This window comes from Cryobacterium sp. PH31-AA6 (assembly GCF_030063195.1).
In the GTDB taxonomy this organism is placed as follows: domain Bacteria; phylum Actinomycetota; class Actinomycetes; order Actinomycetales; family Microbacteriaceae; genus Cryobacterium.
This window is the reverse complement of sequence record NZ_JASISS010000001.1, coordinates 236,874-258,550: the sequence shown is the minus strand read 5'-3', so window position 1 is coordinate 258,550 and position 21,677 is coordinate 236,874. Positions and strand designations below refer to the sequence as shown.

Here is a 21,677-nt window from a genome sequence, read left to right as displayed (position 1 = left end):
CCGATAGCCCGTCCAGATGGCTGTCGGTCCAACCAAATGCGGCCTGGAACACGGCAACCTCGTCTGGGTGGTGCTGGCCGGCTGGCGGATCGCCCTCACCCACCTGGTCTCGGGCATCGCGCTCTGCATCACGATCATCGGCATCCCGTTCGGGATCGCCAACTTCAAACTGATCCCGGTCGCGCTGATGCCGCTCGGCAAGCAGATCGTCGACCTGCCCTAAGCCCGCTGCCTAAATCAGCGCTGATCTGTCGAGTTTTCGGGCCGCGCAATCGAATTCCGTCGTAGTGTGCGACGACCACCCAGGTGGCCGTGATGCCCAGCCAGCCCAGACACGAACAGAGGGCGGCTCCGCACTGCGGAGCCGCCCTCTGGCGGAACATGCGACCAACTGAGTTAGTCGGCGGTGGCCGCCGCTTCCTTCTCTGCCTTGCGTCGAGCCTTCTCGGCGTCGAGGATGGCCTTTTCCGCAGCCTCCTCTTCCGCAATCCAGGCGTCACGCTTGGCTCCGGGCACCCAGCCCTTGTCCACGACGCGGATCTGGAAGACGATCGCGCCGCTGACCAGCACAACCGCGATGAGGATCGAGAGCACAATGCCCATTCCGGTCCCGCCGCCGACGCTGACGCCCACGAGGGTGCCGAACCAGCCGAAGTCGGCGTCGCCGAAGGTGCTGTTGGCGAAACCGAAGTCGCCGAGCACCAGCAGCAGGATGGCGGGGAGGATGGTGATGATAACGCCGTTGACGAATCCACCGATCATGGCACCGATTCGTCCACCCGTCGCGTTGCCGAAGACACCGGCTCCACCACCGGTGAAGAAGTGGGGCACCATGCCGGGGAGGATGAGCGCGAGCCCGAACATCGGGTTCAGCCAGGCCGCGAGAATCCCCAGCGCGATGAGGCCACCGGCGAAGGAGCTCAGGAAGCCGATGAGCACGGCGTTGGCGCCGAACGGGAACACGACCGGGATGTCGAGGGCGGGGCGCGCTCCGGGCACGACCTTCTCAGCGATTCCCTGGAAGGCGGGCACCAGTTCACCAAGGAAGGTACGCACACCGTAGAGGATCACGGCGACACCCACACCGAACTGCAGGGCCTGCCCGAATCCGGCCATGAGGAACGCGCCGGCGTCGGCCGAGCCGAAGATCGCGAGAGCCTCGTCGAGAGGGAGCGCGATGAGGCCCCACACGGAGAAGACCATATAGATGAGCACCATCGACAGTGAGGTGGCAACCATCGAGTCACGCAGAAACTTGAGCCCCTGGGGGAACTTGATGTGTTCCGTGGACTTGCTCCGGCGTCCGACAGCCTGGCCGGTGGCACCGGCGGCGATGTACCCGAGTGTGCCGAAGTGCCCGATCGCGATGGTGTCGTTGCCGGTGATCTTCTTGGTCCACGGGTGCACGAAGGCGGGCATCACGACCATGATCACGCCGAGGAGAAGGGCGCCGATCACGACCACGAGCCAGCCGAGGCCGTCGCCGAAACCGACGGACAGCACCACCGTGAGCATGGTGGCCATGAAGACCATGTGGTGCCCCGTGAGGAACACGTACTTGAGCGGGGTGAAGCGCGCCAGTGCGAGCATCACCAGGAACCCCAGGGTCAGCACGTAGGCGCTCTGGGCGCCGAACTGCTCCTGCGCGATGGCGGTGATGACCTCGTTGGTGGGGATGACGCCCTGGGCGCCGGTCACCGCAAGGATCAGTTTCCCCAGCGGGTCGAGGGAGCCAACCACCACGTTGGCTCCGGCACCGAGAATCAGGAAGCCGAGAGCCGCTTTGAGTGCGCCGCCCACCACCTGCCCGGAGTTGCGCTTGAGCGCGATGAGCCCGATGGCGGTGATGATGCCGATCAGATAGGCGGGGACGTTGAGGACCTGGTGCCCGATGAAATTGAGTACGACGACGAGCCACTCCATGTGAGTGCTCCTAATTCTGTGAGTGGGTGAGAAAGAGGGGGGAAGGTGTGGGGGTTACTCGAGGGCCGCGGTGAGCTTCTCGGTGATCTCGTCCAGATCGAAGAAGTTCTTAATGACGATGACCTCGGCGGGAACATCGCCGAGTTCCTCGGCCAGTTCCGCAGAGGTGAGCACGATTTCGGCCATTTGCGCGGCACCGCGAGCAACGCCCATGTCGGCGGCTTCGACATCCGCATCTATGCCGAGCTTGGCGAGAACCTTCTCGGCGTTCATTTTCAGGAGCACTGACGTTCCAATGCCCATTCCACAGACGGCGACGATCTTCATGGGGGTGCCTTTCGATTGAGGTGAGATACGAGTGAGAAAGAGGGGGGCGGATGCCCGTGGTGTGCGTTACGCGGCGGCGGTGGCGAGTTCGCCGAGCACGACCCGAACGTCGTCGGGCGTCGTGGCGGCGTGGAGCCGCTCCATGGCCGAGCTGTTGGATAGCACTCCGGCGAGAGCTCGCATCACCTGCAGGTGCGCGTCGTGGTCGACTGCGGCGAGTCCGATCACGAGGGACACGGGGTCGTTTGCCGCGTTGCCGAACTCGACGGGTCTGGCCAGGCTGACCCAGCTGAGGCCGCCGGTGAGAACCGCCGGCGACGGACGGGAGTGCGCGAGGGCGATACCCGGTGCGATGACGATGTATGGTCCGTGCTGCTCGACTGCCGCGATCATTTCGTCGGTGTAGGCCTCAGTCGCTGCCCCTCCGGCCACCAGCCCATCGCCCGCGAGTCGGATCGCGGCACGCCAGTCGGCTGCATCCGCTTGGGTCACGATCGACGACAGCGCCTCGGCCAGATTGAATGTCACGAATGAACTCCTTTGTTTGGATTCGGGCCCCCTTGCAAGAAGGGGCGACTGGGTTTACTCTATTTCCCTTAGCGACCTTTTGTCTACAAATGAACCAAAGTTCTTTGATCTATGCTCAGCCGCCCCACCGGCGCAGGATCAGTTCGCGAGGGCGCGGAGAGAGACTCCGGGCACGCCTCCGCGCGTGAGCCGACTGATTCGATCAGCATCGAACAGCGCGTCCTGCGCGAGCAGTGAGGCACCCGTGACCCCGGCAATATGACCGAGTCGCGACTTCTCCACCACCAGCCCCTGGAGGGCGAAGTCCCGGGCGCCGGAGAAGATCGCCTCCCGGATCGCCCCGAGGAAGGGTTCGCCGGCCTGGGCGAGATTGCCGCCGATCACAACGGCCTCCGGGTTCAGCAGCCCAACCACGTGCGCCAGACTCTGCCCGATGGCGGTGCCCGTCTCGCCGAGCAGCCGAAGCACCTCCGGGTCGCCCTGGTGCGCGAGGCCGACGATGTCAGTGCTGGTGCGCACGCTGTAGCCCCGGCGCTGCAGTTCGCGGCGGATGACCGCACCGCTGGCGATCGTCTCGAGCCGTTCCGTCTGCGCTCCGCCTGCGCGCACCGAGCTGAGGTCGCCCGCTCCCCCGCGTGAGCCGTGGTAGATCGAGCCGTCGAGCACGAATGCGAGACCGACCCCCATGCCGGCCTTCAGCACCGCGACGTCCCGATATCCGCTCCCCCCCTCGCGCACCTCGGCCATCGCCATGATGTTCACGTCGCGGTCGACGGCGAAGACGACATGGTCGTATCGTCCGGCGAAGTAGTCCTCCACCAGCACGCCCTCCCACTGCGGGCAGACCTGCGGGGCGGCGAGTCGCCCGGTCAGAAAGTCGATCGGGCCGGGCACCCCGACACCGATCCCCACCACGTCACCGCGGGTCTTGCCGAGCCGCTCGAGCATGTGGTCGAAGACCTGGATCGCCCAGTCGAATACATCCTCGGGACCTTCGCCCAGTCCGATGTCCGCGTCGTCCTCACTGAGGATGGTGGAGACCAGGTCGGTGACGGCCAGGCGGGTGTGTGACCCCCCGATGTCCACGGCAAGCAACAGGCCGGCGTTCGGGTTGACCGCGAACTCCTCGGGTGGGCGACCACCGCGGGAATCGAGTTGCCCGACACTCACCACGATCGATGCGAGCAGAAGTTCGTCGAGCCGCCTGGCGAGGGTGATGCGCGACCAGCCGAGCTGGTCGATCAGATCACTGCGGGTCGTGGCCTGGCCGGATCGAATGAGGCCAAGCACCACACCGGAGCCTGTGGACAGTGTGTGCGCCATCGATTTCCTATCCCCGTTACGAATCCGACCTGTGCTCGTCACGGCGCCGGACCCGTAATTGACTTAAGTACATTTATATACCAAAGTATGTCGCATGACTACCGAATCTTCGAATCCCCCGTCAACGCCGACGCAGGCCGAGCTCGACGCGCGAGTCGTCGCGAGCGCCCAGGCGCTGGCCGCCCACGTAGTTCAGACAAAAGGACATGGACACGGCGGCACCGCCATGGCATTGGCGCCATTGTCCCATGTGCTGTTCTCCCGGGTTCTGCGACACTCTCCCGGCCACCCCGACTGGCCCGGCCGGGATCGCTTCGTTCTTTCGGCCGGTCACGCCAGCCTGTCGCTCTACACCCAGCTCTACTTCACCGGCTACGGGCTGAGCCTGGCCGACCTCGCCAAGAGCCGCACCCTCGGGTCGAAGACACCGGGACACCCCGAGGTGCACCACACCGTCGGCGTCGAGATGAGCACCGGTCCCCTCGGTCAGGGCGTCGCCTCCGCGGTCGGGATGGCCATGGCCGCCCGGCACGAGAGCGCCGTGTTCACCCCCGGATCCGCGCTCCTCGACCACACCACGTGGGTGGTGGCGGGCGACGGATGCCTGCAGGAGGGCGTCTCGGGTGAGGCCTCGAGCCTGGCCGGCACCCTCGGCCTCGACAACCTGGTGCTGATCTGGGACGACAACGGCATCACCATCGACTCCGGCACCGACGAGACCTTCTCCGAAGACGTGCGCGCCCGGTACCGGGCCTATGGCTGGCGTGTGCTCGAGGTCGACACCCCCGACGACCTTGACGCCATCGAGGCCACCCTGCGCGACGCGGCCGACACCACCGGGCGCCCCACCCTGGTAGCCCTCCGCACGGTCATCGGCGCTCCCTCCGTTCGGTTCGGCGGCACGTCGGCCGCGCACGCCGGCGGTTTCGGCGCCGATGAGCTGGCAGCCGTCAAGACCACGCTGGGCTTCGCCCCCGACGCTCCCCTCGAGGACCTCGTCACGCCCGAGACCCTCGCGCACACCCGGGGCGCGCTCGCCCGCGGCGAGCAGCTGCACCGCGATTGGGAGGCCGATCTCCTCGAGTGGAGCATCCGCGAGCCCGAGGCCGCGGCGCGCTGGCGCGCCTTCCGGGGTGGCGAGTTCAGCACCGCCGCCCTCGACACCGTCGGCGTGGGCGCCGCCGGCGACATGATCGCCACCCGCAAGACCAACGGCGCCGTGCTGCGCGCCCTGCAGGGCGAGGCTCCCCTCTGGGGCGGTTCCGCCGACCTCGCCGGCTCCACCACGGTGGAGGTCGACGGCGAACGCTTCTCGGCTGCCAACCCCGCCGGCGAGTTCATCCGGTTCGGCATCCGCGAACACGCCATGGCCGCGATCCTCAACGGCATCGCGCTGCAGGGCCCGTGGCGCCCGTTCGCGTCTACCTACCTGGTGTTCAGCGACTACATGCGCCCGAGCATCCGTCTCGGCGCGCTGATGGAACTCGGCGTGGTGTACGTCTACACCCACGATTCCGTCGCCGTCGGCGAAGACGGCCCCACCCACCAGCCGGTCGAACAGATCGCGTCGCTCCGCACCGTTCCGGGGCTCGACGTGGTGCGTCCCGCGGACTCCGTCGAGGTGGTCGCGGCCTGGCGCCGCATCCTCGCCTCCCCCGACCGGCCGGTCGCGCTCATCCTCAGCCGGCAGGACCTGCCCGTGCTGGAGAGCACCGACACCACCCCCGTGGGCGTGACCGCCGGCGGCTACGTGCGCTGGCAGCACGGCGACGGCAGCGACCTGGCGATCCTCGCCACCGGCAGTGAGGTTCACCTCGCGATCGAGGCCGCCGCCCACGTCGCCGAGCAGGGCATCTCCGCCCGCGTGGTCTCCATGCCCTGCCTGGAGTGGTTCGCCGAGCAGACCGCCGACTACCGCGAGTCCGTGCTGCCGGCCGCGCTGCACGCCCGGGTCGCGGTCGAGGCCGGCCGCGGCGACGCCTGGTACCGCTGGGTGGGACTCGACGGACGCGTGGTGTCCATCGAGGAGTTCGGCGAGTCGGGCAGCGGCCCCGAGGTCATGCGCCGCCGCGGTATCCACCTCGATGCGGTGGTCGCGGCAGCGCAGGCGACCCTGGCCGGCCGGGTTCCGGCCGGCTCGCTGGCCTGACCCGCGAGCGTTGAACCTCCGGCGCTCCTGCCGCTGGGCAAGCGGATCGTCGACCTGCCCTGGCCGACCCGCGGCATCCGGGCAGCGCTAATGGGACGCGTCTGAGTCCTGCTCGCCCTTCCGCTTGCGGAACGCGATCATGTTCACCCGGCTGCCGCAGCGTGCGCTGCAGAAGCGCTTGGACCCGTTGCGCGAAAGATCGATGATGAGCCCCGTGCAATCGTCGGCCTCGCAGATGCGCAGACGCTGCATCTCATCCATCCGAATGACGTCCATCAGGGCCAGCGCGAACTCCACGCGCATCCGCTCCCCCAGCGGCGCTTCGGGCTCGGTGGCGTGCATGTGCCAGTCGGACCCGTCGTGCCGAGTGAGGTACGGCTGCGCGTGGGCCTCGGCGAGCATGCTGTTCACCTGGAGCGCCGCGTCGTCGCGACCCAGGCTCCAAAGGAGTCGCACCTGGTCGCGGGCCCGCAGCACATCCTGCCGCTCGTGCTCGTCGCCGTCGACGCGCCCGGAAAAGGGATACCGGGAGTTGAACTCGACCAGCTGCTCGAGCGTGCCGAGCTCGTCGGCCCCGCTCCGGGATGCCGCGGCTTCGGTGTTACCGAGCACAACGGCGAATTCCAACGCTTCTTCGGTGTCATGGGCAAACTGCATGTTGACTCCTAACGGACCATCGCCTAACGTTATGGTCATTACCGATTCTAGGCCGTAACGCGGGGCGCGTCAGAAGGAAGCATTGTGAAAATCTCGTCGACGTCTTCCGGCCTGGTTGTGGCCGTCATCGGGTCTGTCTCGTTCGGCACCTCCGGCGCGTTCATCAAGCCGCTGCTGGAGTCGGGCTGGTCCCCGTCTGCCGCGGTCACCGCGCGCGTCGTCGTGGGTGGGCTCGTGTTGCTCCCGGTCGCGCTCGTGTCGCTGCGCGGCCGCTGGTCTGCCCTGTGGCGGGCGCGGTGGCGGGTGAGCCTGATGGCCATCGTCGGTGTCGTCGTCACCCAGCTCTTCTACTTTGCCGCGATCCAGACCATTCCCGTCTCCACGGCGCTGCTCATCGAGTTGCTCGCCCCGCTGCTCCTGGTCGGCGTCGTCTGGGCGATGAGCCGGCGCATCCCGCGCGCCCTGGTGCTGGTCGGCTCGGTCTTCGCCGTGGGCGGCCTTCTGCTCGTGATCGGGCCGGGTGCCGTGCGCGCCGCCGACCCGGCCGGCCTCACCTTCGCGTTCCTCGCCATGGTCGGCTGCGCGATCTACTTCGTGGTCGCGGCCCGCCCCAGCGACGGGCTGCCGCCGGTGGCGTTTGCGGCCTTCGGCCTCGTGCTCGGCGGCCTCGTGCTCGGCCTGCTCGGCCTCACCGGCCTGCTCCCCTTCACCGCCACCCTCGGCGACCTCCCGCTCGCGGGCGTCGAGCTGCCATGGTGGGTTCCCCTGATCATCGTCGCCGTGGTCAGCACCTCGATCGCCTACGTCGCCGGCATCACCGCGGCCGAGGCGCTCGGGTCGCGGCTGGTCTCCTTCGTCTCCCTGCTCGAGGTCGTCTTCGCGGCCCTCTTCGCCTGGATTCTCCTCGGCGAAGCGCTCACGCCCCTTCAGCTGCTCGGCGGAGCACTGATCCTGGGCGGGATCGCGGCCGTGCGCGCCGCCGGCTCGGCCGACGACATCCCCGCCCTCCCCACACTCATCGCCGAGGCCTCCCACGCGCCGCCGCTCGGGGCGACAACCGGGCCGTTGCTCGGGAAGAGAGTTCTCGAGCCCAGTTGGCGCGTTCGACGTCCCTCAGCTGTGCGGCGACCGGGTGACCACCGCCACTACCGCGCATAACTCCTGCAATTTCGAGGCGCTCTCCGATACTCCCGCGTGATTACGCGGGAAGATCCCCCGAGGTCCTGAATTTGCAGGAGTTATGCACCTACCGCTATGAACTATGGATGGATGGATGGCGGGCGGGGTTATTCCACTCGGAGGTCGTCAAGCAGATCCGAAAGAACTGACTCTTCCTCGACCCGAAGCCGCAGCTCCTCCATTGCTCCGGAGAGCCCTTCATCCCACGGGGTATCGCCGACCGCGCCCGAGAAAACTGATGTTGCGAGACTCGACTCACACGCGGCGCGGTAGTCCGCCTCGCGGAGGCGCCACGGCGTCCACGGCACGCTGCGAGCGACCGTGCGGGCAATCCCCACCCCGCCCGCGTCGAAGTCGCCGTGGTAACGCAGGCGCGCGCCGCCAGCGACGAGCTGGGTCAGCATACGGATCACCGCGGCCCCCGGCTGCCCGTTCACACACACGAGCGGCACCGCACCGGCTCCGACACCGAAGCGGTCGGCCGCCGCCGCGATTACGGCCGGATTCTCACACACCGACACGCGTGACGGGGCACGGCCGATGTCATCCGCGGCCAACTGCCGATAGGTCAGCACCGCGGGTTGACCTGCCTCACCGAGCGCCGCCAGGGCACGGGCCGTCGGCGACGACAACCCGCCCGGCAACCCCAGTGTCAGAACAGTCGATGACAGCTCGTCCACCACGACACCCGAGAGTTGCCAGGCGTCGCGCCGCCATCGCGATCCGTTGCCTGCAGGATGCCCGGTCAGGGCCGCCGCGAGCCCGACTGCCATCGAGCCGAGCGCCGTCTTCGGGTCGAGGGCATGGGCGTCCCCGAACAGGCGCGCCGCGAGCACACCAAGGGCATCGCCTTCCGCAGGTAGTGCTCGAGCGAGCACACCGAGCTGGAGCGTCATCGTCTGGGCTGCCGAAGCGGATGCCGTTGCTCGCCGAAGCGCTCCCGACCGGTTCACGGTATCGACCCACGCCGAAAGCTCAGGCCGTTCGATGGCGATCACGCGCAGGGTGTCCGCCACCTCCTGCCAGCTGGAGCGTTCCGCACGGCGTACATCGGGACCAACGATGGGACCGACGAGCGCGATGACCGCGGAGGAAAGGCCGGAGGGCCAGGCATCACGGCGCAGCATCTCGTCGAGCTGGTCGAGAGACACCGACGCCGACGAGCCCGAGCGCACAGGCCGACCGAAGAGCCGGGCCGCCGCCATCCGCTCGGACGCGCTCGCTCCCTGCTTGGTCACGGTTCCCTCGAGAGTGCCCTTCTGCTCGAGCCGCGAGCGCATTCTCGTCAGCAGCCACGCCATCTCGGGAGTGCCGAACAGGCGCCGGATGCGCGAGAGAGCCTCGATATCGTCTCCCTCGGAGCCCCTCACCACAAACCCCCACCTGCCGCCCCGCCCGCGGCCGTATCGTCTTCGGCTACGGCCGTCCGCCGCCGCCCGTCCCAACGCCACCGTTGCACGTGCACGGCATCGGTCCCGTCGAAGCGGGTCAGCTGGGAAATACCCAGGCCGGGGACCTCGGCGTAGCAGCCCCACTCCCGCTCGCTCGTCATCACCACGTCGAGGTCGAATTCGGCGAGCAGGCCCAGGCAGCTCGCCCGCGAATTGTCGTCGACACCCGCGAAGGCTTCGTCGAGCATGATCATCCGCGGGGCGTGCGGATTGGTGGCGGTGCGATAGTGCGAAGACGCGGCAGCGAAAAGCGGGATGCTTGCGGCGAGAACCCGTTCCCCGCCCGACGCCGGCCCGGTCGCCGTCTTCCAGACCCCGCTCTGCTGGCGCTCGACGGTGAAACGGTGCCACCGGCGGTAGTCGAGGGCCTCGCCGAGGTGGTCGTACCAGTTCCCTGCCTCGTCGGCATCCCTCACTTCCGCGATGCGCGCCTGCAGGAAGTCGCCGAGCGCCGCGCGGTCCATTTCGTCCCAGACATCGGCGGTCGTCGCGAGCAGACGCCGGGCCTCGACCAGGCCTGCCGGGCCATCGGGGCGGGGCTTCCAGAGCACCCGCAAGATCATGCCGGTCGTGGTCGGCCGGGCACGGAGCTCCTCATTCAGTTGCACGATCTGCCGGTCCGCATCCCCGATCAGTTCCGACAGCTGCGCGCCCACCTCGGTGACGAGGTGCGACTGGATGATCTCGCGCTCCTTGGCGCTGAGCAGGCGCAGGTGCTGTTCGATCTGCCCGCCGAGCTGGTCAGCGAGTTCCACGAGCAGCATCTCCCGGCCCCGGAATGTTACGACAACGCGCACCCCGTCGTCATTCGGGTGGTACGCCGCCTCGTGGCCATGGCGGCCGAGCGAACGTTGCAGGTCGGCGAACTCGGTGAACACCTGCGACTGCAGCCGGGTATACCGCTCGTCGGAGGCGTCAAGATTGGGCAGTGCCGCTTCGATGGCGCGGGCGAATTGCACCCCGCGGGTCACGGTCCAATCCCCGTCTCCGGCCGCGTCCGGCCCGACCACGATGCTCCCGACGAGCGAGGCCAGGTCTGCGACCTGCACCAGGCCGAGCGCGGTGGTGCGCTGCAGCGCGGCGACAGCGGCGACCCGGTTCGCATGCACGCGGTCCTGGTCTGCACGAATTCCGCGCAGCCGCTCCCCGAGACCGGCCTGCTTCTCGCCGTCCCGTCGTGCGTTCTCGCCGAGGCGACGCAGCTCGGCACTGATCGTTTTCAGTCTCGCGACCGCCGAGGCCACCCGCTCACGGTAGCCCTGCACGTCGGCACCGAGTTGCCCGCGGAGTGTCTCGAGGTAGCTGCGGCTGCGAGTGTGTTCGGCGTCGGCAGCTTCGCGTTCGGCTGCGATACGGTCCCGTTCGACGAGGGAGTCGGCGAGCCGAGCCTCGGCACGCACCAGCAGTCGCACCGCGGACACCCACCGCTCGGCTTCGTTCCACCGCACCTCGACGCGTCGTTCGTATTCGGACAGCGCTGTGCTGAGCCCGCGGATCGCATCAGGATCCGTGGGAAGTCTGAGCGTCGTGGCATCCTCGGCCAGTTCGGCCGTGGCCTCGGAGAGTTCTCGCTGTGCTACGGCGGTCCGGCCGCGCGCCTCTTCTCGTTCGATCGTGCGTTGGACGACGTGGTCGGCGGCCCTCACGGCGGCCCGATCCGCAGCCTCGAGCGCCGTCGGATGCGGCACCGAGGCCTGCTCGCGCTCCACGACCGCGGCCCGGGCAGCGATCCGCTCGAGGTCGGTGTTGAGATCGCGTTGCTCGGCGGAGATCGAGTCGATTTCTGCTTGAGCCTCGTGCAACCGGCGTGCTCTGGCCGCTTCCCGGGCGCTCTCGCCGACAAACCGCGCCGTGTCGACCGACCAGGCTCCGAGCGCGGAACCCAGGCGATACCGCCCGGTGAGCCCCACCCACACCGACGAGGAGTCACCTTCAGACTCATTCCCAGCAGCACCGTCGACAACGGAGATGCCTCGCAGCACCGCTTCGATGGTCTCCGCCGTCACAAGGCACCCCGCCGGCGGCTCTGCCATGAGCACCGACGCCAGCGTGCGAGCGGATGCCGCGTCACGCGACCCGCGCAACAACAGCTGTCCGTCGCCGGGTTGGCGCACATCCCCGTCAGGCAACACCAGCGCAGTGAGCAGCCCGCTGCCCTCGAGCGCCGCCTCAAGACCGGCCCGGTGCCCGGCGCTGACCTCATCGCGGAAGCTCACCGCGCGCCAGAGCGGAATCGACCCCTTGGGTGCGATGCCACGGGTATGGGGCAGGGTCGGCTCGACCGACTGCCCCTGCTCGAGCCCGGCGATCTCCGCGCTCAGCGCATCACGACGGGTCGCGAGTTCGCCCAGACGGTGCCGCGCAACGGCACGCTGCCGTTCCAGCTCGGCCTGCAGACGCTGCGCATCCTGCCGCAGGGCGACACTGGCCGGGTTCTCGGCCGTGCGGGGGCGCACCCAGTCGGTGAACCGACCGAACGCGTCGTCCGAGACGGCGAGTTCGGTGAGCCCGGCCAGGACGATCTCGACCTCCGAGATGTAGGCGTCGACGACGATCTCGACCTCGGCATCGGTGACGGCACGGTCGTCGATCGCCTCAGCGAGGCGTGTCTCGGTTTCGGCCTCGCGCTGGGCCGCCGCGCTGCCCCGCGCCTCCGACTGTTCCAGCACAGCGATCAGCGCGGAGACCCGCTCGAGCGACTCGCGTAGGCGGGTCACGCGGGCAGCCGTCTCGGTGCGTTCGTGAACGAGCCCGGCCTCGAAGCCATCGTCGGGAAGGGGCTGCACGGACAGCGGGCCGTGCACGATCCCGGCGCCGACGGCGGCCGCGATCGCCGCGGAACTCGCCTCGCGCAACCGGACCTCGCCTACTGTGACCGCGGTGCGGTCCTCCACGGCCTCGGTCTCGACAACGCCCAGCGCGGACGTGGCGCGATCCAGACCCGCCTTGGCGGAATCCGAGCGTTCTCCTGCCGCCAGAGCTGCGGCATCCGCCAGCTCAAGCAGGCGCTCGCTCTCAGCGTGCACGCTGTCGCGCAGCGCCTCCTGCTCGGCCTCGAGGGCGCTGTGCTCGATACGGAGCTCGCCGCTGGCCGCGCTGACCGCGGCGAGGGAGCCCCGGAGACGCTCGAGTTCCGCGTTCACCTCGAGGATCGCGCGCCCGAACCGGTCATGCTCGGATTGTTCACGTCGCGGGCCCACGGCCTGCCGTTTCAGCATCACCTGCGCGTAGCCACGGTAGTGCTGCAGGAATCCGTGCACCGCCTTCTGGGCGGCGGCGAGCTGCTGCACCTCGTCGCGTTCCTCGTCGAGCGAACGCAGACCGTCGGCGACGGACTTGATGACGTCGTCGCTGACCGGGGTCAGGGCGCGGGTCAGCGCCTCAGAGAGTGCGGCCTCGCTCGGTTTCTTGGACAGCTGGGGGGCACGGATCTGCAGCAGCAGCTCGATCAGTTCCGCGTAGCGTCGCTCGCCGAGGCCGAAAAGCTTCGCGTCCACGGCCTGCCGGTACTCGCCCTTCGTGTCGTAGACCCGCCCGGTGTCGCCAAGGGCCTCGGCGAGTCGCTCACGCCCAAGCGCGAGCCGGCTCGCGTCGATCAGGTCGAGAGTGTCGCCCACACGCTCCTCGGTCACGAAGAACCAGTGCCGGGTCACACCCCGGCCCCGCGCGGCCTTCAGACCGGCGCCGATCGTGACGAACCGCGGCTGCCCGGCTTCGTCGATGCGGCCGAACTCGAGCCAGCTGTAGCCGAGCCGTTCGCTGTTTGGATGTTCGTCGCCCAGGAGCAGGTTCCAGTCCATGCGCTTCTGCCGGTCACCGTCAGGTTCGACCCGTTGCGGCGACAGGTCGCCGTCGAGGAGGAATGGCAAGGTCAGCGCGAGCACCTTGGACTTGCCCGCTCCGTTGTTGCCCCGCAGCAGCAGCCGGCCGTCGACGAAAGGGAACTCCTCGTTGTCGTAGTAGAACAGGTCGACGAGGCCCAGCCGCTGGGGCTGCCAGCGCCCACTCGTCGGGACCGGCAGATGCTCAGCGCTGCTCTGACGGGCACTATGGGATGAAACGATGTCGAGGGTCACGACTGTCGAGCTCCAATGATCGTCGGTGTAGCGAGGGCATATCGGGCGAGCGCGGGCAGGATGCGGATGCTGTCCCCGTTCCGAACGACGAGCCGGAGGGCCAGAAGTCGGCCGAGTGCGGTCTCGACCAGGTCGACCGCGTCCTCGTCGGCACCCTTCCGCCAGTATTTGGCGTAGTCGGGGGCGAGTGCACGCACATGCGCGACGAGGGCGTCGAAGGCGATTTCCGGCTGCCCGCATCGGGCCAGAAACTCGGCCAGCAGGAGGGTGACGTGCCCTTCGGTGCCTTTCTCCGGCATCCGCACGTCGCTGAAATCGTCGTCGAAGTCGACCATAGCGATTCCCTCGAGACGGATCTCGGCGACGAGACCGGTGAACTCAGTTATGCGACGGCAGATCAGTGAGCGCTGGCTGCGCAGGTAGGCGGTCTCGTCGTCGTCGAGCTCGTCGAGGTAGAGCACCGGGTCGTCGAGTAGTCGGCGGGTGAGACTGTGTCGCAGGCGAAGGTTGCGCAGGTCTGCGGTCGGGGCGGTTCCTCGGTCACGCATCGCCGTCATTCGCTCGTTCAGGGTCGTCGCCGCGACGGTCGACGGCCCGCGCCGGGTGACGAGCAGTTCGGAGAGCACCCGGCGGGACACGTCGTAGAGAGCGTCGCCGGTGTTCTGAACGAAGTCCGCTTCGTCGCCGGCCACCCGGGCGAGCACGCCCCACTCCAGGAGAAGCTGTACCGCGGCCACGAGATCGCTGCGCTCTTCGCGGCTGGCCAGCTCGAAGACGAAGCCCGCGCCCGCGAGCTCGGGAGCCGTCGCAACCACCATCACCTGCTCGGCGAGACGACCCAGGGCTATCTGACTGTCGCTGCGTTCGAGCACCGACAGGCTGAGCATCAACAACACGTAGCGGCGGCGCGAAAACGGCGCGCCTCCGCGCCGGGCGGCAAACGGATGCGTCGCATCCGTCACGGATGCCGGCTCGCGTTCGAGTCGCACCACTTCACTGTCCACGTGCAGCGCCCAGCCGGTATTGATCTCGAACCACTCCGCCAGGTCACCCGCGTGTCGCCGGACCAGGCGGTAGCGCTCCTCATCGGCTGAGCGAATCAGAGGGGTACGCAACAGAAGGCGTGCGGCCCTCTGCTTGTCGTCAACCGCGGAGACGCTCACGAAACCTCCACGAAGACGTTCTGGGCAATCGGCTCGTCGGCTTCGTCCACCATCAGATCCGTGATCCGCACAAGGTGGTCAGGCCCCCAGAGCGTGCCACGTTCGGTCTCGAGAGCAACGAAGGCTGCATCCGGCAGCTCGGTCAGTTCGATGCTCATGGTGCCGTCGCTCGAGGCGGTTCGAACCGGCCCGCCGCCCCGCGGTCGGGCCACGAGCGCATCTCCGAGCAGAGTGAGGAACAGTCCGAACGCCGTGCTGTCGAGCCCGGCGATCGCGCGCAACTCGACGGTGCCGTCGGTAGCGAGTCGCTTCCGGGCGGCGGCGATCTGCTCGGCCTGTTCCCGCATTTGGAGCGCGATCAGGGCACGGGCATTCGACCGGTCGATGACCTGGTTCGGGCGGCCTTTGCGTTCGTAACTGCCCGTTCGACGCAGCTGCGGCGAGATCTCGATGGCGGGCGCATCCGCCCAGGGTGCGCCCACGAGTGCGGCGTTGTCGGTCCAGTGCTGCCAGGTTGCGGAGTCAACAGTGAGATGCCGGGCGGAGTAGAGACCGAACGCCGCCCGCGCGAGTCGGTGCCGGTCGCTATCGTCGGGCGCCTCCTGGAACCACTGGGCGAGGCGCAGGTAATCGGTGGACCGGTCGGAGCGGCCCGAGCGGCGGGCATTGACGGCCCGCACGGCATCAAGCAGCGCCGGAATTGCGGCGAGGGCCGCCATCCGCAGCAGCTTCGCCTGGCTGTCCCGGCCGCCGCTGGAGAGGAACCAGGATCGCAGGCCCTCCCAGCGGTTCGTCCAGGCGGCGTAGTGCCGCGCCGCCTCGGCCAGAGACTCGGGGTCATCCGGATCGGGCGCTTCGGCGCTCGCGTCGCGGCCGGCCAGGGCGTGGAGGGCGCGGTCGACCGAGCTGCTGTCGGCTCCGTCCAGCAGTTTCGCGATCTGCGGGCCCCGCACGGTGAGGTCCTGGATAAAGCGTTCAAGGTAGTCGACCAGCCGGGATTTGTAGGCCACGAAGGCCTCTTCATCGGAGTCGGTGAGGTCGATGGTGCGCTGCAGCGACGCCATGAACGCGCTCGCGTTGTCGGCGAGCTCGGTGAACCGTACGGTGAGCGCGGCCAGGGTCTGGTGCAGCAGGCCGAGGTCGAGGTCCTCGGCTCCGATCAGCGTCACGAATTGGTGCAGGGTCACCGCGATGTCTTCGAGGGCGACGCTCTGCAGCGCCCCGTGCCGGCCGAGGATCTCCTCGAATCGTTCGAGGGCATCTTCAGCGGCCTCGCCGGCCTGGCTGAGCTGGAAGAGATGGCGTTTGCGGTAGAAATCCTCTACCTGCACGACCCGCCCGGTATCGGGGGACGCCTGCAGGTTGCCCCAGTCGACCAGAGAATCGAGGGCTGCGGTCACGGCCTCGATCGTGAGGTCGTCGGCCGGGCGAAAAGCATCCGCTGCCGACGCGAGGACATCGCTTGCCGCGGAATCGCGCCGCAGTTGGCTGAGCACGTCGTCGGGGCGTAGGTGCACCTGGAACCGCTCCTTGGCGGTCACAAAGGTGCTGAGCACTCGCCGATAGGCGTCGCTGTTCTGCGCGTTCAGGTGGCTGAACACGCTGAAGGATGCTGCGGCGTGGCCTTCTGTGGACACGGTGTTTGCCTCCCCTTGACTCGACAGCGTTGAGAGCGACTGAACACATCACGACCTGTGCAACGTACCCCAATTCATCATGCAGCATTCCACGGACATCGACGAGCGCCTCGGCGGGTCATGAACGCGATCTGAGAGAATGACACCATCATGAAAACCCTCCTCAACGTCATTTGGCTCGTGCTCTCGGGGGTCTGGCTGTTCCTCGGCTACATGCTGGCGGCGCTCATCATGTTCGTGCTCATCATCACCATCCCCTGGGGAATCGCGGCGGCACGCATCGGCGTCTACGCGCTCTGGCCGTTCGGCAAGACCGTGGTGGCCTCGCCGAACGCGGGCGTCGGGTCGTTCCTCGGCAACGTCGTCTGGGTGCTGCTGGCGGGCTGGTGGATCGCCCTGGGCCATCTCGTCTCGGGCATCGCGCTCTGCATCACGATCATCGGCATCCCGTTCGGAATCGCCAACTTCAAGCTCATCCCCGTGGCGCTGATGCCGCTCGGCCAGCAGATCGTCGACCTGCCCTAAGGCCGCTTCCTAACCCTTGCGATAGATTTCGGACCGGTGCCCCAGTCCGACGGCAATTAGAACCAGTACGTCGTCGTGAATCTCGACGATCAAGCGATAGTCGCCAATACGGAAGCGCGACTAGCCTGAGAGGCCTCCGGTCAGGCGACGCCCGCCCTCACCGGGGTCATCCAGGTCCAGCAAACCGTCCAGGTATTTCTTCACCCGAATCAGCGCTGATCTGTCGAGTTTTCGGGCCGCGCGATCGAACTCCGCCGTGGTTTCCAATCGCCAGCGACTCTTAGCCCGAGTTCAGCCCACAACTCATCCGCAGGCCTGCTTTCCTTTCCGGATTCCTCCCACCCACGAATGACCCGATCGGCCCAACACCGTTCTTCCAGGTCATCGAGATGCTCGTGGATCGCTTCGCGAACGTAAAAGCTCTTCGAGCGCCCCGTGCGCGCCGCGAGCTGCTCGAGACGTTGTTCATCCTCGGGAGTCAGTCGTACTGAAATGGCCACGTGAACGCACCTCCTTGAGATACAAGTACCTCACGCGCTCCAGATTATCCGCAGGAATCTCGCATTTGCAGGGGTCGGCGGTATTCCGCGCCGAGAAACACGAAGTCTCAGGGGTGCTGCCGCCTTCTGCCGGGTGACGAGCGCACGCACGGCGTCGAGCCCGCATTCGAAGCTGGAGCGCCGCGACCCGGGACTGCCCGCCACCCTCCGTGCCCGCCGAGCAGTGGAGGCAAGCCACAGCCACGCTTGGTATCGTTGGTGGGGACTGGACGGGCGCGTGGCGCCCGGTGAAGAATCTGCCGAGTCCGCCGTCGGCCCCGAGCTATCGCGCCGCCGCGGCATCCACCTCGATGCGTCAACGCCGCCGCGCACATCGCCCTCGCCGCCACGCCGCCGCCGGGCACCCTCGAACTCATCACCAACCAAGGACGCACCTCATGACCTCCCTCTCCCCTGACGCCGCCAGCGTCGCCCGCCAGATCGACCACACCCTGCTCACGCCTGGGGCCACAACCGCCGACGTGGCGGCCCTGGTTGCCGAGGCCATCAGGCTCGGCACCTACTCCGTCTGCGTCTCGCCGTCGATGCTGCCGCTCACGATCCCCGCCGACGCCGACCTCAAGGTCGCGGTCGTCTGCGGCTTCCCCAGCGGCAAGCACCACAGCGTCATCAAGGCCGCAGAGGCCGCGCTCGCCATCGAGCAGGGCGCCGACGAGATCGACATGGTCATCGACATCGGTGCGGCCGAGGCCGGCCGCTTCGACGACGTGCAGGCCGACATCGCCGCCGTGCGCGCGAGCATCCCGGCACCCAAGGTACTCAAGGTCATCATCGAATCTGCCGCGTTGACGGATGCCGAGATCGTCGCCGTCTGCCAGGCCGCCGTGGCCGCGGGCGCCGACTTCGTCAAGACCTCCACCGGTTTCCACCCGGCCGGCGGGGCAACCGTGCACGCCGTGCGCCTGATGAAGCGAACCGTGGGCGACCGAGCCCAGGTAAAGGCGTCGGGCGGCGTGCGCAGCTACGACGACGCCCTCGCCATGATCGAGGCCGGGGCGACCCGCCTCGGCGTCTCCGGCAGCGCAGCACTACTCAGCGGTGCCACACCGGTCCTGACCGGCGCGTACTGACCGCCGGCGCCGACGCCGCCTCAGCCTGCCCCCGCCGAAGTGCCTCTAGTTAGGGTTATGTTGCCTTACCGAGAGCGACCCGTGACCGGGCGCGACGACACATTTTGCGGCGTAGATGGGAACTCCGCCGTGCTCCGCTGTCTGGGTGAGGATGAGGACCGCCGCTGACGGCCCTATGTTCAGCAGTTTCGCTCGCGTGGGGCCAGCGTCGGTTGCGACGATCTGGCACACGCCGTTTGTGAAGACGTGGCCGTTGGCCTGCATGGAGGCGAGGAGGGTCCGTGGCTCGGCGGCGATTTCCGGGAGTTCGGATGCGATTCGCGCGCTCACGTCACTAAGGTAGCGCCCAGCGGGGAGATGCTCTTGAACAGTGGCAACGGGAACGCCATCCTGCAGCAAGACGCTCTCGCGGATCCAGGCGTTGGCAGCCGGGTCGAGCGAGAGCCGGTGGGCCACGAAGTCTGTAACCCCTTCCAACTCGAAACGCACCGGCTGGACAGTCAACGTCATGTTCGGGTCGGCCAAGGCGATCTCAAATGGCCGCAGCTGCTCCAGTCCGCCGTGCGGGATGAAGTCCGTGACGAATCGCCCAACTCCGCGGCGGGTGACCAGTAACCCGTCTTCTTCGAGGAGCATCAGCGCCTCGCGTACGGGTGTGCGGCTGACGCCGAGCATCGCCGAGAGCTCCGTTTCCCTCGGTAGCATTTCGCCGAGCCGGAACACGCCGGAGCGGATTCCATCCGCGAGGCGCGTGTAGACGGCGACTCGAATCGGCTGGCCGACGGCGAGCTGGAGCTGCTGGTGCAAGAACGGGTGCGATTCCAAACGGGTCGTCACGAGACCTCCTTGTCAACGCCGAACGTACCACATTTGATATGTGACCGGAGAGGTATAACCTCATACTGCATCGACGAAGGAGTCAACATGAGTTCAACCACCACGAGGGTCGGATCACAGTCAACGACGAAGGGTCTGTATCCCCCCACGCGCAGCACGCCGCACATCGATCCGAAGGGGGTGGACATCGCCGAGACGATCCTCCTTCCGGGGGACCCTCTGAGAGCGAAGTTCATCGCCGAGACCTACTTCGACGACATCCGCTGCTTCAACAAGGTTCGTAACATGTTGGGTTTTACGGGCACGTACCGGGGGCGCCCCGTGTCCGTGATGGGTACGGGTATGGGCATCCCCTCCATCTCGCTCTACAGCTATGAGTTGATCCACTTCTTTGGGGTTAAGAACCTGATCCGGGTGGGCAGCTGCGGCGCCATGCAGGAGAACATGGAGCTCTACGACGTGGTTATCGCCCAGGGCGCGTCGACCGACTCCAATTACCTTCAGCAGTTCGACCTGCCCGGTTCATGGGCGCCGCTGTCGTCGTACAGGCTGCTCGAGCACGCCAAACGGATCGCCGACGAGCGCGGTCAACGCACCCACGTGGGCAATGTACTCTCCTCCGACCTGTTCTACGGCGCCGATCCCGACGCCATGGGCAAGTGGATGAAGATGGGCATCCTGGCCGCCGAGATGGAGTCGGCAGGCTTGTTCGCCAACGCCGCGGCCGGGGCCGTCGATGCGCTTGGCATCTTCACTGTGAGCGACCACCTCGTCACCAACGCCAAGACCACCCCCCAGGAACGACAGACCGCGTTCACCGGAATGATCGAGATCGCGCTGGAACTGATCTGATGAGCACCGCGACTCCCGCCACGCGTGCAACCCCGGTCTTCACACCGACCCGGGCCGTGCCCATCCTGCTGTTCCTGTTCGTGTTTTCGCTGGTGCTGGACAATGGCTTCAAGTTCATGTCGCCAGCGCTGGCGCAGAGTCTCAACCTGCCCGTCAACACCGTCAGCCTGCAAGCCACTCTGACCGGCATCCTGATCGGTATCGGTGCCGTGGTCTACGCCGCGCTGGCCGACTCGATCAGCATCCGGAAACTCATCATTTTCGCGATCATCGTGATGACGATCGGGTCGCTCGTCGGCTTCATCTTCCAGACCAACTTCTGGCTGATCCTGGTCGGCCGGCTGATCCAGACGGCCGGCCTGGCGGCCGCCGAGACCCTCTACGTGATCTACGTCACCAAGCACTTCAGGGGCGACGAACAGAAGAAGTACCTGGGCTTCAGCACCGCAGCCTTCCAGCTGTCGCTCCTGATCGGCACCGTCGGCAGCGGCTTCATCGCCACCTACATCGGCTGGGCGGCCTTCTTCCTGGTCACCCTGCTTTCGCTGCTGGCCATCCCGGTCGTGCTCCGCACCGTTGCCGCGGAGGCAACGAATGAGGGCCACGTCGACGTTTTCGGGCTGTTCCTGATCGCGGTGTTCGCCACCGGCATCATCCTGTTCATGCAGAACTTCAACCTCTGGTACCTGATGCCCGTCGTCGCGGGGCTGATCCTGTTCATCTGGCACATCCGAACGCACGACAACGCCGTGATCACCATCGCGTTCTTCGCCAACGCTCAATACTCGCTGATGATCATCGTGGTGTTCGTCATCTACTCGGTGCAGCTGGGCTACACCTTCCTCTTCCCGTTCCTGGTATCCGACATCTACGGCTACAACCTCGGCGAGGTCTCGCTGCTGCTGATCCCCGGCTATATCGCCGCCGTAATAGTCGGCTCGGCCACCGGCAAGATCGCCCGGGTCCTCACCTCCAAGCAGGCCATCACCACGGCGTTGATCGTGATCATCGCCTCGATGCTGATCCCGGCACTGGTGGTGGACAAGTGGATCGGGATCTTCGTGATCTCGATGATCTTGTTCGGGATGGGCTTCGCGTTGATGTACGGCCCCCTCGTGTCGACCGCCATCGGGCGGGTGCCGGTCGAGAATTCCGGTATCGCCATCGGCTTCTACAACCTCACCATCAACATTGCCGTGCCGATCGGCATCGCCTACACCGCAGCACTGATGAACCTCAAGCCCAACCTGCTTGGCGGCGTCGCCGGCACCGACCAGGCGGCCTCTTACGGAACGGTGTTGCTGATTCTCGCGGCGGTCGCTGCCCTCGGCCTGGTGCTCTACCGCATCTTCATCGTGGTCGTGGAGCGCCAAGGCGAACCCTCACCCGAACCCGCGCTCGTCACCAACTAAGGACAAAC

18 protein-coding genes and 1 pseudogene are annotated in these 21,677 nt (G+C 67.2%); 7 read left to right on the top strand and 12 right to left on the bottom strand.

What is annotated here, in order from left to right:
- Nucleotides 1-52: 52 nt before the first annotated feature.
- Nucleotides 53-223: pseudogene (locus QMG61_RS01210) on the top strand (YccF domain-containing protein); the annotation flags it as partial.
- A gap of 173 nt (nt 224-396) precedes the next feature.
- Here the strand turns inward: QMG61_RS01210 and ulaA are convergent.
- From ulaA to QMG61_RS01190, 4 genes are all read right to left on the bottom strand, one after another.
- Entirely contained in the window at nt 397-1,923 is a 1,527-nt protein-coding gene (gene ulaA, locus QMG61_RS01205; RefSeq protein WP_283492501.1) for a PTS ascorbate transporter subunit IIC, read from the bottom strand.
- 54 nt (nt 1,924-1,977) lie between these two features.
- Entirely contained in the window at nt 1,978-2,250 is a 273-nt protein-coding gene (locus QMG61_RS01200; RefSeq protein WP_283492500.1) for a PTS sugar transporter subunit IIB, read from the bottom strand.
- 66 nt (nt 2,251-2,316) lie between these two features.
- Nucleotides 2,317-2,778 (bottom strand): PTS sugar transporter subunit IIA, encoded by a 462-nt coding sequence (locus QMG61_RS01195; protein ID WP_283492499.1) that lies wholly within the window; start codon nt 2,776-2,778, stop codon nt 2,317-2,319.
- A gap of 138 nt (nt 2,779-2,916) precedes the next feature.
- Entirely contained in the window at nt 2,917-4,101 is a 1,185-nt protein-coding gene (locus QMG61_RS01190) for an ROK family protein (protein ID WP_283492498.1), read from the bottom strand.
- A gap of 94 nt (nt 4,102-4,195) precedes the next feature.
- Between QMG61_RS01190 and tkt the strand changes: the two genes are divergently transcribed.
- Nucleotides 4,196-6,250: a transketolase gene (gene tkt, locus QMG61_RS01185; protein ID WP_283492497.1), complete on the top strand. Its 2,055-nt coding sequence runs from the start codon at nt 4,196-4,198 to the stop codon at nt 6,248-6,250.
- A gap of 87 nt (nt 6,251-6,337) precedes the next feature.
- On the opposite strand, the gene QMG61_RS01180 is transcribed toward tkt, so the two are convergent.
- Entirely contained in the window at nt 6,338-6,907 is a 570-nt protein-coding gene (locus QMG61_RS01180) for a CGNR zinc finger domain-containing protein (RefSeq protein WP_283492496.1), read from the bottom strand.
- Nucleotides 6,908-6,991: 84 nt separating this feature from the next.
- Here QMG61_RS01180 and QMG61_RS01175 point away from each other — a divergent pair, with 84 nt between their 5' ends.
- Nucleotides 6,992-8,065: a DMT family transporter gene (locus QMG61_RS01175; protein ID WP_283492495.1), complete on the top strand. Its 1,074-nt coding sequence runs from the start codon at nt 6,992-6,994 to the stop codon at nt 8,063-8,065.
- Between the two features lie 128 nt (nt 8,066-8,193).
- Here the strand turns inward: QMG61_RS01175 and QMG61_RS01170 are convergent, their stop codons facing one another.
- From QMG61_RS01170 to QMG61_RS01155, 4 genes are read right to left on the bottom strand one after another with little or no spacing between them, the layout of a single operon-like run.
- Nucleotides 8,194-9,456 carry a TIGR02679 family protein gene (locus tag QMG61_RS01170; protein ID WP_283492494.1) on the bottom strand — a complete coding sequence of 421 codons (1,263 nt, stop codon included), beginning with the start codon at nt 9,454-9,456 and terminating at the stop codon, nt 8,194-8,196.
- Entirely contained in the window at nt 9,453-13,613 is a 4,161-nt protein-coding gene (locus tag QMG61_RS01165) for a TIGR02680 family protein (RefSeq protein ID WP_283492493.1), read from the bottom strand. The genes QMG61_RS01170 and QMG61_RS01165 overlap by 4 nt, the downstream gene beginning before the upstream one ends.
- Nucleotides 13,610-14,776, bottom strand: coding sequence for a TIGR02678 family protein (locus QMG61_RS01160; RefSeq protein WP_283492492.1), 1,167 nt, complete (start codon nt 14,774-14,776; stop codon nt 13,610-13,612). The genes QMG61_RS01165 and QMG61_RS01160 overlap by 4 nt, the downstream gene beginning before the upstream one ends.
- A complete protein-coding gene (locus QMG61_RS01155) occupies nt 14,773-16,413 on the bottom strand; it encodes a TIGR02677 family protein (RefSeq protein WP_283492491.1) in 1,641 nt (546 codons plus the stop codon). Before QMG61_RS01155 ends, QMG61_RS01160 begins: the two co-directional genes overlap by 4 nt.
- 150 nt (nt 16,414-16,563) lie before the next feature.
- Between QMG61_RS01155 and QMG61_RS01150 the strand changes: the two genes are divergently transcribed.
- Nucleotides 16,564-16,938, top strand: a complete 375-nt coding sequence (locus QMG61_RS01150; protein WP_283492490.1) for a YccF domain-containing protein — start codon at nt 16,564-16,566, stop codon at nt 16,936-16,938.
- Between the two features lie 9 nt (nt 16,939-16,947).
- Here the strand turns inward: QMG61_RS01150 and QMG61_RS17480 are convergent, their stop codons facing one another.
- Both QMG61_RS17480 and relB read right to left on the bottom strand, forming a co-directional pair.
- A complete protein-coding gene (locus tag QMG61_RS17480) occupies nt 16,948-17,046 on the bottom strand; it encodes a type II toxin-antitoxin system RelE family toxin (RefSeq protein WP_502846986.1) in 99 nt (32 codons plus the stop codon).
- A 101-nt stretch (nt 17,047-17,147) separates the two neighbouring features.
- Nucleotides 17,148-17,438, bottom strand: coding sequence for a type II toxin-antitoxin system RelB family antitoxin (relB, locus tag QMG61_RS01145; protein WP_283492489.1), 291 nt, complete (start codon nt 17,436-17,438; stop codon nt 17,148-17,150).
- Between the two features lie 437 nt (nt 17,439-17,875).
- On the opposite strand from relB, the gene deoC reads away from it, so the two are divergent.
- Nucleotides 17,876-18,568, top strand: coding sequence for a deoxyribose-phosphate aldolase (gene deoC / locus QMG61_RS01140; protein ID WP_283492488.1), 693 nt, complete (start codon nt 17,876-17,878; stop codon nt 18,566-18,568).
- A 45-nt stretch (nt 18,569-18,613) separates the two neighbouring features.
- Here deoC and QMG61_RS01135 read toward each other — a convergent pair whose 3' ends face one another.
- The gene (locus tag QMG61_RS01135) at nt 18,614-19,405 is read right to left on the bottom strand and encodes a GntR family transcriptional regulator (protein WP_283492487.1); all 792 of its coding nucleotides are present in this window, start codon (nt 19,403-19,405) and stop codon (nt 18,614-18,616) included.
- Nucleotides 19,406-19,492: 87 nt separating this feature from the next.
- On the opposite strand from QMG61_RS01135, the gene deoD reads away from it, so the two are divergent.
- Together deoD and QMG61_RS01125 are read left to right on the top strand one after the other, a co-directional pair.
- Nucleotides 19,493-20,257, top strand: coding sequence for a purine-nucleoside phosphorylase (gene deoD / locus QMG61_RS01130; protein WP_283492486.1), 765 nt, complete (start codon nt 19,493-19,495; stop codon nt 20,255-20,257).
- Entirely contained in the window at nt 20,257-21,669 is a 1,413-nt protein-coding gene (locus QMG61_RS01125) for an MFS transporter (protein ID WP_283492485.1), read from the top strand. Before deoD ends, QMG61_RS01125 begins: the two co-directional genes overlap by 1 nt.
- Nucleotides 21,670-21,677 lie beyond the last annotated feature (8 nt).

Coding starts and splice junctions, on each gene's coding strand:
- QMG61_RS01125 (WP_283492485.1), top strand. CDS start 20,257: ATGAGCACCGCGACTCCCGCCACGCGTGCAACCCCGGTCTTCACACCG.
- QMG61_RS01180 (WP_283492496.1), bottom strand. CDS start 6,907: ATGCAGTTTGCCCATGACACCGAAGAAGCGTTGGAATTCGCCGTTGTG.
- tkt (WP_283492497.1), top strand. CDS start 4,196: ATGACTACCGAATCTTCGAATCCCCCGTCAACGCCGACGCAGGCCGAG.
- deoD (WP_283492486.1), top strand. CDS start 19,493: ATGAGTTCAACCACCACGAGGGTCGGATCACAGTCAACGACGAAGGGT.
- QMG61_RS01190 (WP_283492498.1), bottom strand. CDS start 4,101: ATGGCGCACACACTGTCCACAGGCTCCGGTGTGGTGCTTGGCCTCATT.
- QMG61_RS01150 (WP_283492490.1), top strand. CDS start 16,564: ATGAAAACCCTCCTCAACGTCATTTGGCTCGTGCTCTCGGGGGTCTGG.
- ulaA (WP_283492501.1), bottom strand. CDS start 1,923: ATGGAGTGGCTCGTCGTCGTACTCAATTTCATCGGGCACCAGGTCCTC.
- QMG61_RS01200 (WP_283492500.1), bottom strand. CDS start 2,250: ATGAAGATCGTCGCCGTCTGTGGAATGGGCATTGGAACGTCAGTGCTC.
- deoC (WP_283492488.1), top strand. CDS start 17,876: ATGACCTCCCTCTCCCCTGACGCCGCCAGCGTCGCCCGCCAGATCGAC.